Annotated in this window: 13 protein-coding genes and 1 pseudogene; 9 read left to right on the forward strand and 5 right to left on the reverse strand. The window is 73.9% G+C overall.

Going from position 1 to position 13,365, the window contains the following annotated elements; all coding sequences use genetic code 11:
• Positions 1-298: 298 nt before the first annotated feature.
• On the reverse strand, positions 299-1,417 hold the full coding sequence (locus tag ACVCAH_RS30415; RefSeq protein WP_447139677.1) for an NAD(P)-binding domain-containing protein: 1,119 nt from the start codon (positions 1,415-1,417) through the stop codon (positions 299-301).
• A gap of 62 nt (positions 1,418-1,479) precedes the next feature.
• Here ACVCAH_RS30415 and ACVCAH_RS30420 point away from each other — a divergent pair, with 62 nt between their 5' ends.
• The 4 genes from ACVCAH_RS30420 (at position 1,480) to ACVCAH_RS30435 (ending at position 3,836) form a co-directional block, all read left to right on the forward strand.
• The gene (locus ACVCAH_RS30420) at positions 1,480-1,830 is read left to right on the forward strand and encodes an ArsR/SmtB family transcription factor (RefSeq protein ID WP_447139678.1); all 351 of its coding nucleotides are present in this window, start codon (positions 1,480-1,482) and stop codon (positions 1,828-1,830) included.
• Positions 1,831-1,918: 88 nt separating this feature from the next.
• The gene (locus ACVCAH_RS30425; protein ID WP_447139679.1) at positions 1,919-2,593 is read left to right on the forward strand and encodes an arsenate reductase/protein-tyrosine-phosphatase family protein; all 675 of its coding nucleotides are present in this window, start codon (positions 1,919-1,921) and stop codon (positions 2,591-2,593) included.
• Between the two features lie 54 nt (positions 2,594-2,647).
• On the forward strand, positions 2,648-3,391 hold the full coding sequence (locus ACVCAH_RS30430; RefSeq protein ID WP_447139680.1) for an aquaporin: 744 nt from the start codon (positions 2,648-2,650) through the stop codon (positions 3,389-3,391).
• Between the two features lie 37 nt (positions 3,392-3,428).
• Entirely contained in the window at positions 3,429-3,836 is a 408-nt protein-coding gene (locus ACVCAH_RS30435) for an arsenate reductase ArsC (RefSeq protein ID WP_447139681.1), read from the forward strand.
• Between the two features lie 21 nt (positions 3,837-3,857).
• Here the strand turns inward: ACVCAH_RS30435 and ACVCAH_RS30440 are convergent, their stop codons facing one another.
• From ACVCAH_RS30440 to ACVCAH_RS30450, 3 genes are read right to left on the reverse strand one after another with little or no spacing between them, the layout of a single operon-like run.
• Positions 3,858-5,192, reverse strand: coding sequence for an MGH1-like glycoside hydrolase domain-containing protein (locus ACVCAH_RS30440; RefSeq protein WP_447139682.1), 1,335 nt, complete (start codon positions 5,190-5,192; stop codon positions 3,858-3,860).
• The gene (locus tag ACVCAH_RS30445; protein ID WP_447139683.1) at positions 5,189-6,007 is read right to left on the reverse strand and encodes a TIM barrel protein; all 819 of its coding nucleotides are present in this window, start codon (positions 6,005-6,007) and stop codon (positions 5,189-5,191) included. The genes ACVCAH_RS30440 and ACVCAH_RS30445 overlap by 4 nt, the downstream gene beginning before the upstream one ends.
• Entirely contained in the window at positions 6,007-7,044 is a 1,038-nt protein-coding gene (locus tag ACVCAH_RS30450; RefSeq protein WP_447139684.1) for a zinc-dependent alcohol dehydrogenase, read from the reverse strand. Before ACVCAH_RS30450 ends, ACVCAH_RS30445 begins: the two co-directional genes overlap by 1 nt.
• A gap of 117 nt (positions 7,045-7,161) precedes the next feature.
• Here ACVCAH_RS30450 and ACVCAH_RS30455 point away from each other — a divergent pair, with 117 nt between their 5' ends.
• From ACVCAH_RS30455 to ACVCAH_RS30475, 5 genes are all read left to right on the forward strand, one after another.
• Entirely contained in the window at positions 7,162-8,556 is a 1,395-nt protein-coding gene (locus tag ACVCAH_RS30455; protein ID WP_447139685.1) for an ABC transporter substrate-binding protein, read from the forward strand.
• Positions 8,553-9,512: a carbohydrate ABC transporter permease gene (locus ACVCAH_RS30460; protein ID WP_447139686.1), complete on the forward strand. Its 960-nt coding sequence runs from the start codon at positions 8,553-8,555 to the stop codon at positions 9,510-9,512. Before ACVCAH_RS30455 ends, ACVCAH_RS30460 begins: the two co-directional genes overlap by 4 nt.
• Positions 9,512-10,378, forward strand: coding sequence for a carbohydrate ABC transporter permease (locus ACVCAH_RS30465; RefSeq protein WP_447139687.1), 867 nt, complete (start codon positions 9,512-9,514; stop codon positions 10,376-10,378). Before ACVCAH_RS30460 ends, ACVCAH_RS30465 begins: the two co-directional genes overlap by 1 nt.
• Positions 10,379-10,602: 224 nt before the next feature.
• Positions 10,603-11,217, forward strand: coding sequence for a class I SAM-dependent methyltransferase (locus ACVCAH_RS30470; protein WP_447139688.1), 615 nt, complete (start codon positions 10,603-10,605; stop codon positions 11,215-11,217).
• 29 nt (positions 11,218-11,246) lie between these two features.
• The gene (locus tag ACVCAH_RS30475; protein WP_447139689.1) at positions 11,247-11,849 is read left to right on the forward strand and encodes a class I SAM-dependent methyltransferase; all 603 of its coding nucleotides are present in this window, start codon (positions 11,247-11,249) and stop codon (positions 11,847-11,849) included.
• A gap of 62 nt (positions 11,850-11,911) precedes the next feature.
• Here ACVCAH_RS30475 and eccB read toward each other — a convergent pair.
• Positions 11,912-13,301, reverse strand: a pseudogene (gene eccB / locus ACVCAH_RS30480) (type VII secretion protein EccB).
• Positions 13,302-13,365 lie beyond the last annotated feature (64 nt).

A 13,365-nucleotide genomic window follows, 5' to 3' on the forward strand; every position in this document is an offset into this window, starting at 1 on the left:
CAACTCCCGACACAACTCCTGGTAACCGGTCAGCGGTGCGTCGTGGCGGCGGCGTCGCCACGCGTTGACCTCCAGCAGGCACGCCCACACGTCACCCGCCGAGCGCAACAGGCCGAAACACCGCCGCCGCTGCCCCGCCGTCACCCGCAACCCCACCCGCGCCGTGCGATGCACAACCCGCGGCGCGGCAGGATCCCGACGGCGAGGCACAAACCCCAGCCAACACCACCCCTACGACAATTCCCCAACCCCGACCAACCCGGCGAACGTTAATGGCCACCGCACTAGCCCGGACGGCTCAGGGCCGCCCGCCGCCGACGGCCCGCGGGGTGGGCGCCGTAGGGCGTCTGCGCCGCGGCCCGCCGGACACCTGCGCGGCGAGCGCGGCCATGACGTACGCCGCGTCGCGTCCGACCCCGCGCAGGGTGTTCGACGAGAACGAGCGCTGGAACTCCAGGCCGAGGTAGCCGAGCCCGGGATGGGTGGTGGAGATTCCGCCGCGCTGCCGGGGTGTGCCGCGCTCGACGCTCCCGAGCGGTTCCAGGTAGTCGAGGTGCGGGCGGTAGCCGGTGGCGAAGATGACGGCGTCGACCCGCTCGACGCCGCCGTCGCCCCAGACGACACCGTCCTCGGTGAAGGCGGTGAACATCTCCCGGCGGGCGGGCGCGCCGGAGGCGATGGCGTCGCGGTAGCTCCCCGCGTCGATCACGGCGGCGTGCCGCACCAGCCTGGTGAGCACCGGACGAGGCAGGCGGTCCGCGCCGGTGACGCGGAGCCAGTGGTGCAGGTCCCGGCCGCGGACGCGCTGCGGCAGGAACCGGACGGGTGCCCGGGTGGCCAGGGTGACGTCGGCCTGCGCGGCGATCTCGTAGGCGACCTGCACCGCGGAGTTGCCGGCCCCGACGACCACGACCCGTTTCCCCGCGTACGGGTCGGGCCGTCGGTAGTCGGCGACGTGGCGCAGGTCCCCCGTGTACCGGTCGCGGCCCGGCAGGACCGGCAGGTACGGGTTGCCGAACGACCCGCTGGCGGCGACGACACCCGCCGCCGCGAACTCGTCCCCGGCGTCGGTGCGGACGAGGTACCCGCCGCCGGGACGCGATCGCACCGCGGCGACCCGGACGCCGGTGCGGATCTCCGCGTCGAGCCTCGCGGCGTAGCGGCGCAGGTACGCCACCACCTCGTCACGGCTCGGGTAGCGGTCCGGGTCCCCGCCGAAGTCGAGGCCCGGCAGGGCGCTGTAGCGCGCCGGGGAGAACAGGGTGAGGCTGTCGTAGTAGTGGGGCCACGAGCCGACGGGTTCCGCACCGGCGTGCAGGACGACGGGGCGAAGGCCGGCGGTCAGCGCGACGCGGGCGGCAGCGAGGCCGGACTGGCCGCCACCGACGATGATCACGGGTTCGGACTGGGTAACCACGCCATCATCATATCGTCGTTTCGTTGAATGACAATATGATGGCGATACGGAAAGGTGGAGGCATGACGCAGGCGACCTCCGGGCAGGCGGCACCGCCACCCTCGGCCACGAGCCAGGTCGACGCCGGATCCGGGCTGGCGCCGCAGACCCAGGACTTCCTCAAGGCGCTCGGCAGTCCGACCCGACAGCGGATCATGATGCTCTTCGCCCGGGGGGCCGAACTGTCGGTGGGAGAGGTGGCCGAGCGCGTCGGCATCAGTCAGGCCACGGCATCCCAGCAGCTGATGCTGCTGCGCAGAGGGCGGGTCGTGACCTCCCGGCGCGACGGGAAGACGGTCTACTACCGGGCGGACCGCGACGGCGCCCTGGCGGCCCTGACCGAGCTGCAGTCGTACCTGGCGACCTGCTGCTGACCGGACGCCCGACACACCGCCGCTCCCCACGACTCCGAGCGCGGCTTCCGCTTGACACGATCGGGATAGCTCAGCAATAATTGACTCAATGAGCATTGAGCCTTTCACCCTGACCGGTCGCGCCCGCGTCCACGCCGCCCTCGGCGACCCGGCGCGCCTGGCGATCGTGGACGCGCTCACCCTCGGCGACGCCTCGCCCGGCGAGATCGCCCAGGCCCTCGGCCTGCCGACGAACCTGGTCGCCCACCACGTCAAGGTGCTCACCGCGGCCGGGCTCGTCGTCCGCGGCCGGTCCGAGGGCGACCGGCGCCGCAGCTACCTGCGACTACGGCCGGAGACCCTGGCCACCCTCGGCGCACCCCCGCTGGCCGGAGTGGGCCGGGTGGTCTTCGTCTGTACCCACAACTCCGCCCGCTCCCAGCTCGCCGCCGCGCTCTGGCGGCACCGCACCCACCGCCCTGCCGCCTCGGCCGGCACGAAGCCCGCCGCCCGCGTCCATCCCCGGGCGATCGCCGTGGCGCACCGCCACCACCTCGACCTCGACCCGACCGGCACCGCGCACGTCGCGGACGTGGTCCGCGACGGCGACCTGGTGATCGCGGTGTGCGACAACGCCCACGAGGACCTCACCGGCCCGGTCCGGCCCCGGCTGCACTGGTCGGTGCCCGACCCGGTCCGCGTCGACACCGACGCGGCGTTCGAGGCCGCCTACACCGAGCTCGCCTACCGCGTCGACCGGCTCGTCCCCGCCGTCACCCGCTAGCCACCCGCCGGGCCGCCCGGTTCGGGACGTCACCTGAGGAAAGAGCACAGACTGATGACCATCGCACTCCGGCGGCGCCTGCTGGCCGAGTTCCTCGGCACCGCCCTGCTGGTCACCGCCGTGGTCGGCTCCGGCATCATGGCGACCGCCCTCTCCCCCGGCGACGTCGGTCTCCAGTTGCTGGAGAACTCGATCGCGACCGCGCTCGCCCTGGGCGCGCTGATCCTGGTCTTCGGCCCGGTCTCCGGGGCCCACTTCAATCCGGTCGTCTCGGCGGCCGACTGGTTCCTGGGCCGCCGCGCCGGCACCGGCCTCACCGGCCGCGACCTCGCCGGCTACACCGTCGCCCAGGTCGCCGGGGCGGTCGCCGGGTCGGTCCTGGCGAACCTGATGTTCGACCTGGCCGCCGTCGACCTGTCGGGCAAGGATCGCACCGGAGCGAACCTCTGGCTCGGCGAGGTCGTCGCCACCACGGGCCTGATCCTGCTGATCTTCGCCCTCGCCCGCTCCGGGCGCGCGCCCGTCGCACCGGCCGCCGTCGGCGCCTACATCGGCGCGGCCTACTGGTTCACCTCGTCCACCTCGTTCGCCAATCCGGCGGTGACGATCGGGCGGGCGTTCACCGACAGCTTCGCCGGGATCGCGCCCGCCTCGGTGCCGGGATTCGTCGTCGCCCAGGTGGTCGGGCTGGCGGTCGGCGTCGGCCTGCTCGCCGCGCTCTACCCCGACGCCGGTACGGCCGCCGACCAGGTCGTCGTCCCCGCCCGCGACGAGGCCACCCTCGACCGGCCACGCTGACCACACGCCCGGACCCGTTCCCAGGAGAGGCACCCCGATGAGTGACAAGCCCAGCGTCCTGTTCGTCTGCGTACACAACGCCGGCCGGTCGCAGATGGCCGCCGGTTGGCTGCGCCACCTCGGCGGGGACGCCGTCGAGGTGCGCTCCGCCGGGTCGGCGCCCGCCGAGACGGTCAACCCGGCCGCCGTCGAGGCGATGCGCGAGGTGGGCATCGACATCACCGACCAGACGCCGAAGCTGCTGGAGTACGCCACCGCGGAGTCCTCCGACGTCATCGTCACGATGGGCTGCGGCGACGCCTGCCCGGTCTTTCCTGGCAAGCGGTACGAGGACTGGAAGCTCGACGACCCGGCCGGCAAGGGCGTGGCGGCGGTGCGCCCGATCCGCGACGAGATCCGGGTGCGGGTGGAGCAGCTGCTCAGCGAGCTGACCGCCGGCCGCTGACCGCCGCCACGGTGGCCCCGGTCAGCCGGCCGGGCCGTCGGCGAGCACGTCGAGCAGCAGGGCGGCCGTCCAGCCGAACGCCGGTGAGCCCAGGCCGGCCCCGGTGTCCGGGTGGAAGTACTCGTGGCAGCCCGCCCCGGCCACCAGCTCCACCATCGACTCGCGCAGCCCGGCGGCCAGGTCGGGGCGGCCGTGGGTGAGCATCCCGCGCCGCACCAGCCAGGCGATGTTCAGCCAGCTCGGGCCGCGCCAGTAGCGCAGCGGCTCGAAGTCCGGGGCGGTCCGGTCGTAGCTGGGCAACGGCCGGTCCATCCGGCGGGCCACCCCGAACCGCGCCGAGCGTGCCTCGACCACCAGCGCGTCGACCTGCCGGGCGGGCAGGTCGGGCAGGACCAGCGGGGCGAGGCCGAGCACCGTCCGGGCCGGGACGAGCCGGCCGGTGCGCAGGTCGCGCGGCTGGAAGGTACCGGTCGCCGGGTCGTACAGCCGCCGGACCAGGGCCTCGGTGATCCGGGCCGCCCGTTCCCGGTGCGGGCCGGGGTCGGCGCCGACCACGGTGGCGATCCGGGCCAGCGTGTGCTCGGCGAGACCCAGCGCCGCGTTGAACAGCGGGCACTCCACCAGGAACGGGTGGCCGGCGGCCAAATCGTCGTCGCGGTAGCGGTGGTCCCGGTAGGCGGTGACGATCGCGAGGTAGCGCGCGTAGTCCAGGTCGGTGGGGCGGTGCGCGGCGTCGGCGTGCGCGGTGTCGTGCCGGCGGTACTCGCGCATCACCGCCGCGTCGGCGGGCACCGCGGCCATCGGGTCGTCCCACGCGGGGCTGTTGTCCAGCCCGGACTCCCACGGGTGCACGACGCAGGCCAGCCCGCCGCCGCCGACGTCACGCCGCCCGGCGAGGTAACGCTGCTGGGCCACCAGCCGCGGGTAGAGCCGGCCCAGCGCCGCCCGCCCGGCCTCGCTCGGGGCGCGGCGGTGCACCAGCCAGGCGGCGAGCGCGTGCACCGGCGGCTGGACCAGCCCGGAGGTGGCCGCCGGCGCGCCGGCGGCCGCCTCGGTACGCCAGAGATCGGGCCCGGGAAAGTACGCGCCGACCCGCAGCGTCGGGTTGAACACGATGTGCGGCACCCGCCCGTCGGCCCACTGGGCCCGGAACAGGCTGTCCAGCTCCCGCCAGGCGCGCTCGGGACGCACCTGCGCCAGCCCGATCGCGATGAACGCCGAGTCCCAGCTCCACTGGTGCGGGTAGAGCGTCCGCGAGGGCACCGTGTGGTCGTGCTCCCAGTTGGCGTCGAGGGTGGCCAGCGCGAGACCACGCAGTCGGGTGAGCGTGCCCGCGCCGGCCGTACCCGCGCTCACGCGGCGGCCTGCCGGGGCTGGGCGTGCCGCAGCACCGTGGCGGCCTGCTGGAGGGCGCGTACCGGATCGCCGCGCAGCCGGCACTCCAGCGCCAGCCAGCCCCTGTAGTCGATCTCGAGGAGGGTCCGCAGCAGCGCCGGCCAGTCGAGGTGGCCGGCGCCCGGCTGGTACCGGTTGGAGTCGCTGACCTGCACGTGCCCCAGGTACGGCGCGGCGCCGCGCAGCGCCCGGTGCACGTCGTCCTCCTCGATGTTCATGTGGAAGGTGTCGGCGACCACCCGCACCGAGGGCAGCCCGACGGCGGCGCAGAGCGCGACCGCCTCGTCGAGCCGGTTGACCATGTGGTCCTCGTACCGGTTGAGCGGCTCCAGGAAGAGGATGACCCCCTCGGCCCGGGCGTGCTCGCCCAGCTCGCCGAGGGCGTCGACGAGCAACCGCCGGTCGCCGGCCGGCGAGCGCGGCGGCTCGAACGGCGGCAGTCGCCGGGAGAACATCCCCCACGCCGCCGGGGTCATCACGCCGACGCCGCCGAGTTCGGCGATCACCGACAGTTGGGAGCGCAGGTTGCGCACCGCGTCCCGGGACCGCTCGGCGTCGAAGTCGCCGATGAAGTGGTCCATCTCGACGCAGACGGTCGGCATCACCACGCCGGCGGCACGGGCCCGGCGCAGCTCGGGCAGCCGGCGGGCGAGGCCGAGGTCGCCCCGGCCGCGCAGCTCGATGCCGTGGTAGCCGAGCGCGGTGGCCAGGGCGTACTTCTGGATCAGGTCGGTGCCCGGCAGGAGCTGCTCCTGGCAGGCGATCGGGATGGTCATCAGAACCTCAGCACGACTTGGAGGGGCTCACCGTCACCGCGGTCGAGCAGCGCCAGCGCGTCGGCCACCGCGCTGGCGTCGACGACGTGGCTCACCAGCGGCAGCGGGTCGACGCTGCCCTCGGCCACCAGGTCCATGAAGGTCTGTGCGACGCGGGCACCGGTCCACCGGCCGGCCATGCCGGGCGCCGGGGTCGGCCCGGAAACCTGGGCCGCCACCAGCTGGATCCGGTTGTGATGGAACTCCTCGCCCAGGCCGAGCCCGTCGGCCTGGCCCTGGTAGAAGCCGGCGGCCACGACGCGGCCGGCGTGGGTGGTGGCGCGGATCGCCTCGTGCAGCGCCGGGTACGCCCCGGACAGCTCCAGGCAGACGTCCGCGCCGCTGCCGCCGGTGGCCCGCCGGAGCACGTCGGCGGCGGACTCGGTGGCCGCGTCGACGACCAGCCGGGCGCCGAGCCGCCGGGCGTGCGCCAGCCGGCCGGCCACCCGGTCGACGGCCACCACCCGGGCGCCGGAGAGGGCGGCGAGCCGGGTGGCGAGCAGCCCGATCACGCCCTGCCCGAAGACCCCGACCCAGTCGCCGAGGTGCAGGTCGCCGGCGAGCACGGCGGTGAGCGCGATGGCGCCGGGGCGGGCGAAGACGGCGGCGAGCGGGTCCAGCCCGGCGGGCAGCGGGTGTACCGCGCCGGCCGGCACCACCGCCTCGGCGCGGTGCCCCCAGATGCCCCAGACGAGCTGCCCGGGGCGCCGGTCGGCGACGTCGGGCGCGACCTCGACGACCTCGCCGACCTCCTCGTAGCCGAAGCCGACCAGCGGATAGGGCACGGCCGCCTGCCGGGGCACGAACATCCGGGTGACGTCGTCCCAGTCCTTGCTCAGCCGCGGGTTGCTGCCCCGGTAGAGGGTGAGCTCGGTGCCGGCGGAGATGCCGGAGTAACAGGTGCGGACCCGGACCTGGCCGGGCCCGAGCGGATCCGGGGGGCAGGGTTCGAGGCTGATCCTGCGGGGCCCGGCCAAGGAGACAACCCAGTTGACCATGAGTCACATCCCGGTAGCACTGGGCTCCATCGTAGAACAAAAAATCGGCATATGTCTTGTAATTGATCAATCGACGGCGTTGAATCCCTCATGTACCCTTCGAGAGGAGTGCCACCGATGTCAGCACCTCCGATGCGGATGCTCGCCGCCACCCTGATCATGACACTCGCCGGGGCCAGCCTGCTGGCCTGCAGCGACGACGATTCCGGCGACGACAGCAAGAAGATCACGGTCTGGAGCCTGGAGGACGTCGCCGACCGGGTCACCGCCACCAAGGCGATCATCGCCGACTTCACCGCCGAGACCGGGATCACCGTCGACCTGGTCACCGTCAACGAGGACCAGTTCCCCTCCCTGATCGCCTCCAGCGCCGCCGCCGGCGAACTGCCCGACGTGGTCGGTTCGGTGTCGCTGGCCGGCATCCGCACGCTGGCCGGCAACGAACTGCTGCACCCCGAGGCGAACGCGGAGGTGGTGGAGCAGCTCGGCCGGCAGACGTTCTCGCCCCGGGCGCTGGAGCTGACCTCCGACGACGGGAAGCAGCTCGCCGTGCCCAGCGACGGCTGGGGCCAGCTGCTGGTCTACCGCAAGGACCTCTTCGCCGCCGCCGGCCTGCCCGCCCCCGACACGTACGAGAAGATCACCAACGCCGCTCGGACGCTGCACCGCGACGGCGTCGCCGGCATCACCGCGGCCACCGCCCCCGGCGACGTCTTCACCCAGCAGACCTTCGAGCACCTGGCGCTGGCGAACAACTGCCAGCTCACCGACGACTCCGGCGCGGTGAAGCTGGACTCGGCCGAGTGCGTCGAGGCGTTCCGCTTCTACGGCGACCTGATGCGCAACTGGTCGGTCAAGGGCGGCCAGGACGTGGACACCACCCGGGCCACCTACTTCGCCGGCAAGGCGGCCATGCTGGTCTGGTCGCCGTTCATCCTCGACGAGCTGGCCGGGCTGCGCAACGACGCCAAACCCACCTGCCCGCAGTGCCAGGCCGACCCGACCTTCCTCGCGAAGAACAGCGGCTTCGTCACCGGCATCCAGGGCCCGAACGGCACCGGGCCGGCCCAGTACGGCGAGATCAGCTCCTGGGCGGTGCTCGACGGCGCCGCCGCCGACCCGGCGAAGTCCTTCGTGTCACACCTGCTCGACGGGGCGTACCCGCGCTGGTTCGGCATGTCGCCGGAGGGCCGCTTCCCGGTCCGCAAGGGCACCCCGGCCGAGCCGGAGAAGTTCCTCACCGCCTGGAACACCAGCCAGGCCGGGGTGGACGCGAAGAAGCCGCTCGCCGAGGTGTACGGCGACGAGGTGCTCGCCGAGCTGCGCCGCAGCCCGGACACCTTCCAGCGCTGGGGCCTCACCCAGGGCCAGGGCAAGCTGGTCGGCGCGATCCTCGGCGAACTGCCGGTGCCCAAGGCGCTGAACGACGTGGTCTCCGGCAAGTCCGACGCGGCCGCCGCCGCCGGCCGGGCGAAGAAGGACGTGGAGGCGATCAAGGCGGGCGTCAATTGACCACCACCGCCCCCGGCACCGGCCGCTCCCCCACCCGGGAACGGCCGGCGCCGGCCCGCCGCCGCAAGCCGCTCACCCTGCGCCGCCGCGAGTCCCGCGCCGGGCTCGCGCTGGTCGCACCCACCCTGCTCGTCGTCGTCGCGGTGATCGGCATCCCGATCGTCTGGACGGTCGTGCTGGCCTTCCAGCGGGTCCGCCTGGCCACGCTGCGCCGGACCGGGCTCTTCGGCGAGTTCACCATGGACAACGTCGAGCGGGTGCTGAACACGCCCGGCTTCGCCGACACCCTCTGGACCACCCTGGTCTACAGCCTCGGCGCCACCGCCGGCTCGATCGTGCTCGGCCTGGTGGCGGCGCTCGTCGTCCGCCGGCCGTTCCGGGGCCGCACGCTGGTCCGGGCGTCGATGCTGCTGCCGTACGTGGCCCCGGTGGTCGCGGTCACCTTCGTCTGGCAGGTCATGCTGGACCCGCAACTCGGCATCGTCAACGACTGGGGACGGCGGTTCCTCGGCTGGGACACCCCGGTGCCGTTCCTGTCCCAGGAGTCGACCGCGCTGGCCACCGTCATCGTGTTCGAGGCGTGGCGCTACTTCCCGTTCGCGTTCCTGTTCCTGCTCGCCCGGCTCCAGGCGGTGCCCGGCGAACTGGAGGAGGCCGCCCGGGTGGACGGGGCCACCCCCAGCCAGCGCTTCCGGCACATCCTGCTGCCCCAGCTGATGCCGGTGATCGCCCTGCTCGGCGTGCTGCGGTTCATCATGACGTTCAACAAGTTCGACGACGTCTACCTGCTCACCGGGGGTGCGGCCGGCACCGAGGTGGTCAGCGTCCGGGTCTACGAGTTCCTCACCGCGCGTACCGACATCGGCGCGGCCGCGGCCCAGGCCGTCGTGCTGGCCGTGGTGCTCGTCGTGTTCGTGCTGATCTACCTGCGCTTCTTCGGACGGAGGGCCGGCTGATGGACCGGGACCGGGTCGAGACGGTGAGCCTGCGCTGGCTGCGCCGGCTGGTGATCGCCGCGTTCCTGCTGGTCACCGTCTTTCCCTTCTACTACATGCTGGTGCTGTCGGTACGCCCCATCGAGCGGCTGCTGCTCGACCCCGGCTCGCTCGTGGTCGGCCTCGGCGAGCTGACCGTCAGCACCTACGCCGAGGTACTCAGGGCCACCGACGACGGCGGCCAGGGCTTCCTCACCTTCATGCGCAACAGCGGCCTGGTGGCCGTCGCGGCGACCCTGCTCACCCTGCTGGTGTCGATCCCCGGCGCGTACGCCGTGTCCCGGCTGCGGTTCTTCGGCCGCCGCCAGGTCGACTTCCTGTTCCTGGCGGTCTACCTGTTCCCGTCCATCGTCATCGCGATCCCGCTCTTCGTGGTCTTCACCCGGGCAGGGCTGCGCGGCTCGCTGCTCGGCCTGATCCTGGTCTACATCTCGCAGACCCTGCCGGTCTCGGTCTACATGCTGAAGAACTACTTCGAGACCATCCCGGTCAGCCTGGAGGAGTCCGCGGCCATCGACGGCGCCGGCCGGCTCGGCATCATCCGGCGGGTCAGCCTGCCCCTCGCCGCCCCGTCGATCATGGCGGTCGCCCTCTACGACTTCATGATCGCCTGGAACGAGTTCCTCTTCGCGCTGCTCTTCCTGGTGGACAAGCCGAACCGGTGGACCGTGTCGCTCGGGCTGGCGCAACTGGCCGACGGGGTCGAGGTGCCCAAGACCGTGCTGATGGCCGGCTCGGTCATCCTCACCCTGCCCATCGTGATCCTCTTCTTCGCCAGCGAACGCCTGCTCACCGAGGGCCTCACCAGCGGCGCGGAGAAGGGCTGACGGCCCGCTCCGGGGCCACCCGCGGTGACACCCCGCAGACCGTCCGGTCACCCGACGCACACCTGCACAAACTGGCCAGTCAGTTACCCCACAGCGTGCCCCGGAGGCCGTAGCATCGGGGCCGGCCCGGCCCCCGGACACGGGGGAACCCGGTTGAACCACCGTGTGCGGGTCGGCCGCAGGCGCGCACCACCCCCGTACCGACGCAGGCAAAGGATCCGGCGATGAGTCAGACAGGGCAGGAGAACACCACGGGCACGGCGGGCGAGGACTACACCCGCCGGCTGCAGCGGTTGGGCGGCGCGCGGTGGAAGCAGCTGCTCGACGTTCAGGCGCCCTACCGGTGGAACCTGCGCCGGCTCCAGCTGGGCCGCACCCTCGACGTCGGCTCCGGCCTCGGCCGCAACCTGATCAACCTGGGCGGCGACAGCGTCGGCGTGGACCACAACCCCACCTCGGTCGCGCACTGCCGAGAGCTCGGGCTGGAGGCGTACACCACGGAGGAGTTCTTCTCCACCGAGTACGCCCAGCCGGCCGCGTTCGACTCGATGCTCGCCGCGCACCTGCTCGAGCACATGCCGGCCGAGCAGGCCCGCGAGGTGATCTCGATGTACCTGCCGTTCCTCCGTCCCGGCGGCCGGGCGGTGTTCATCACACCGCAGGAGCGCGGTTACCGCAGCGACGCGACGCACGTCCGGTTCGTCGGTTTCGCCGAGGCGGCGGAGACCTGCCGCGAACTCGGCCTGACCGTGGAGCGGCAGTACTCGTTCCCGTTCCCCCGGGCCTTCGGCAAGATCTTCACCTACAACGAGTTCATCACGGTGGCCCGGCTGCCCTGACCCTCCGGGGCCCTCGCTAGCGTGGGGGCATGGCCAACCCGACCCGCTGGGCCACCGACACCGGCCCGGAGCACTCGCAGTGGTACATCGACCGGTTCCGCCGGTTGGCGGCCGAGGGCGCCGACCTGGCCGGTGAGGCCCGGCTGCTGGACGCCATGGTGGCGCCCCGGTCCCGGGTCCTCGACGCGGGCTGCGGCACCGGCCGGGTCGGTGCCGCGCTCGCCGCCCGCGGGCACACCGTGGTCGGGGTGGACGCCGACCCCGCGCTGGTCGAGGCCGCCCGGGTCGACTACCCCGGGCCCCGGTGGCTCGTCGCCGACCTGGCCGAGCTGGACCTGGCCGCGGCCGGCGAGCCCGAACCGTTCGACGCGGCCGTGGTCGCCGGCAACGTGATGGCCTTCGTCGCCCCGGGCACCGAGCGGGCGGTGCTGCGCCGGATCGCCGCACACCTGCGCCCCGACGGCGTGGTGGCGGTCGGGTTCGGCACCGACCGGGGCTACCCGCTGACCGACTTCGACGCCGACGCGGTGGCCGCCGGGCTGCGCCTGGAACACCGCTTCGCGACCTGGGACCTGCGTCCCTGGCGCGACGACAGCGACTTCGCGGTGAGCGTGCTGCGCCGCCCGGCCTGAGACCGCCGGCTCAGGCCGGCGCGGCCACCGTGCGGCTCAGGCCGGCGCAGCCACCATGCGGCTCAGGCCGGCGCGGCCACCACCCGGGCCGCCGCCGGGTCGAGGGTGGCGCCGGCGGGGACCAGGCTTACCAGGCCGGCGGGCAACCGGGCCGGCCGGACGTCGCGGTAGCCGAGCATGCCGAGCACCTCGCCGCCAGCGAGCACGTACCGCCGACCCAGGTCGGTGACGACGGAGACCGCGCCGCCGGACGCGCCGGGCGCCGCGACCGACTCCACGACCGCGCCGCGGCCCGGCTCGACCACGACGTGGTCGGCCCGCACCCCGCCGCCGGCCGGCGCCGGCGTCCGCGGGCTGGCCCCGAGGTCGGGCAGGGCGGCGCCGAGCCGGACGTCGACCACGGCCCCGTCGTCACCGAACCGGGCGCACAGCGCGGCCCCGTCCAGCGCTGCCAGCCTCGGCGGTACGGTCGGCGGCGCGGCCGGGCCGGTCGGCGCGAGGTCGGGCACTTTCGGCAGCGCGGCGAACCGGCCCAAGGTGATCGACTCCGGCTCACCCTGGCCGGTGCGGGCGAGCAGCAGGCCGGCCTGCAGTTCGGTGATGCCGGCCAGCCCGTCCCGCAGCGCGACGGCGTACTGCCTACCGCCGCCGGAGTTGCGCACCAGGTAGACGTCGCCGATCCGGGCGCCGGCCACCCGCTCGGCGGGCTCGCCCTCGTCCGGCAGGGCCAGCGGTGCCAGGTCGGCGCCGGCCGGCAGGACGTTGAGCAACGCCGGGGCGACCCGGCACCGCGCGGGCCCGGGTGGCCGCCAGCGCCGCGAGCACCCGGTTGGGGTCCCGGACGAGGTGCCGCCGGTGGTGCCAGAGCAGGTGCAGCGCGCCGTCCGGGTGCCGCAGCAGCAGCGCGTCCTCGCCCAGCGGCCGGCCGCCGGCGGCGTCGACGCCGACCAGCAGCGCGGAGCGGGGCGCCGCCGGCGCCGCCCCGGTCGGGGCCGCCGAGCAGACCGTCCACGGCGCGGTGACCAGCCGGCCCGGCGCGGGCAGCGAGTCGGGGGCGTCGGCGATGCCGAGTGGCAGGCCGCGCGGCACGCCGTCGATGGAGCGGCGGGAGACCAGCACGGTCTTCGGCCGGTCCGCCCCGATGATCAGCAGCGCGGAGGCGTAGTTGAGCACCGGGTGCAGCTTCTGCTCCCGGTAGACGAACCGGGCACCGGACTCCTTCTCCACGATCACCGCGCTCGCGTCGCGCCACTTCGTGCCGCCCCCGGCGAACAGGCCGTAGAGCGCGGAGCCGCCCACCGCGATGGCCGCGACCAGGACGCTGGCCAGCGCGGCGCCGGCCAGCCGCCGGAACGGCGACTGCGCCGGGTCGGTCTCGCGCATCACCAGCGCGGCGACCGCCCGCTGGACGGTGAACTGGTACGAGTGCAGCTGGTCCTGCCGCGACGGCACGGGATCCCTTCCGGCGATTCGGTCGGGGCACAGGATAAGCGCTGCGTCGATGTTCCGAGGACCC

The organism is Micromonospora sp. LZ34 (assembly GCF_052981855.1).

What these genes read in the sequence shown, in the direction of transcription:
- ACVCAH_RS30455 (WP_447139685.1), top strand. Translation starts at nt 7,162, where the DNA reads ATGTCAGCACCTCCGATGCGGATGCTCGCCGCCACCCTGATCATGACA.
- ACVCAH_RS30450 (WP_447139684.1), bottom strand. Translation starts at nt 7,044, where the DNA reads ATGGTCAACTGGGTTGTCTCCTTGGCCGGGCCCCGCAGGATCAGCCTC.
- ACVCAH_RS30465 (WP_447139687.1), top strand. Translation starts at nt 9,512, where the DNA reads ATGGACCGGGACCGGGTCGAGACGGTGAGCCTGCGCTGGCTGCGCCGG.
- ACVCAH_RS30445 (WP_447139683.1), bottom strand. Translation starts at nt 6,007, where the DNA reads ATGACCATCCCGATCGCCTGCCAGGAGCAGCTCCTGCCGGGCACCGAC.
- ACVCAH_RS30475 (WP_447139689.1), top strand. Translation starts at nt 11,247, where the DNA reads ATGGCCAACCCGACCCGCTGGGCCACCGACACCGGCCCGGAGCACTCG.
- ACVCAH_RS30470 (WP_447139688.1), top strand. Translation starts at nt 10,603, where the DNA reads ATGAGTCAGACAGGGCAGGAGAACACCACGGGCACGGCGGGCGAGGAC.
- ACVCAH_RS30420 (WP_447139678.1), top strand. Translation starts at nt 1,480, where the DNA reads ATGACGCAGGCGACCTCCGGGCAGGCGGCACCGCCACCCTCGGCCACG.
- ACVCAH_RS30425 (WP_447139679.1), top strand. Translation starts at nt 1,919, where the DNA reads ATGAGCATTGAGCCTTTCACCCTGACCGGTCGCGCCCGCGTCCACGCC.
- ACVCAH_RS30430 (WP_447139680.1), top strand. Translation starts at nt 2,648, where the DNA reads ATGACCATCGCACTCCGGCGGCGCCTGCTGGCCGAGTTCCTCGGCACC.
- ACVCAH_RS30435 (WP_447139681.1), top strand. Translation starts at nt 3,429, where the DNA reads ATGAGTGACAAGCCCAGCGTCCTGTTCGTCTGCGTACACAACGCCGGC.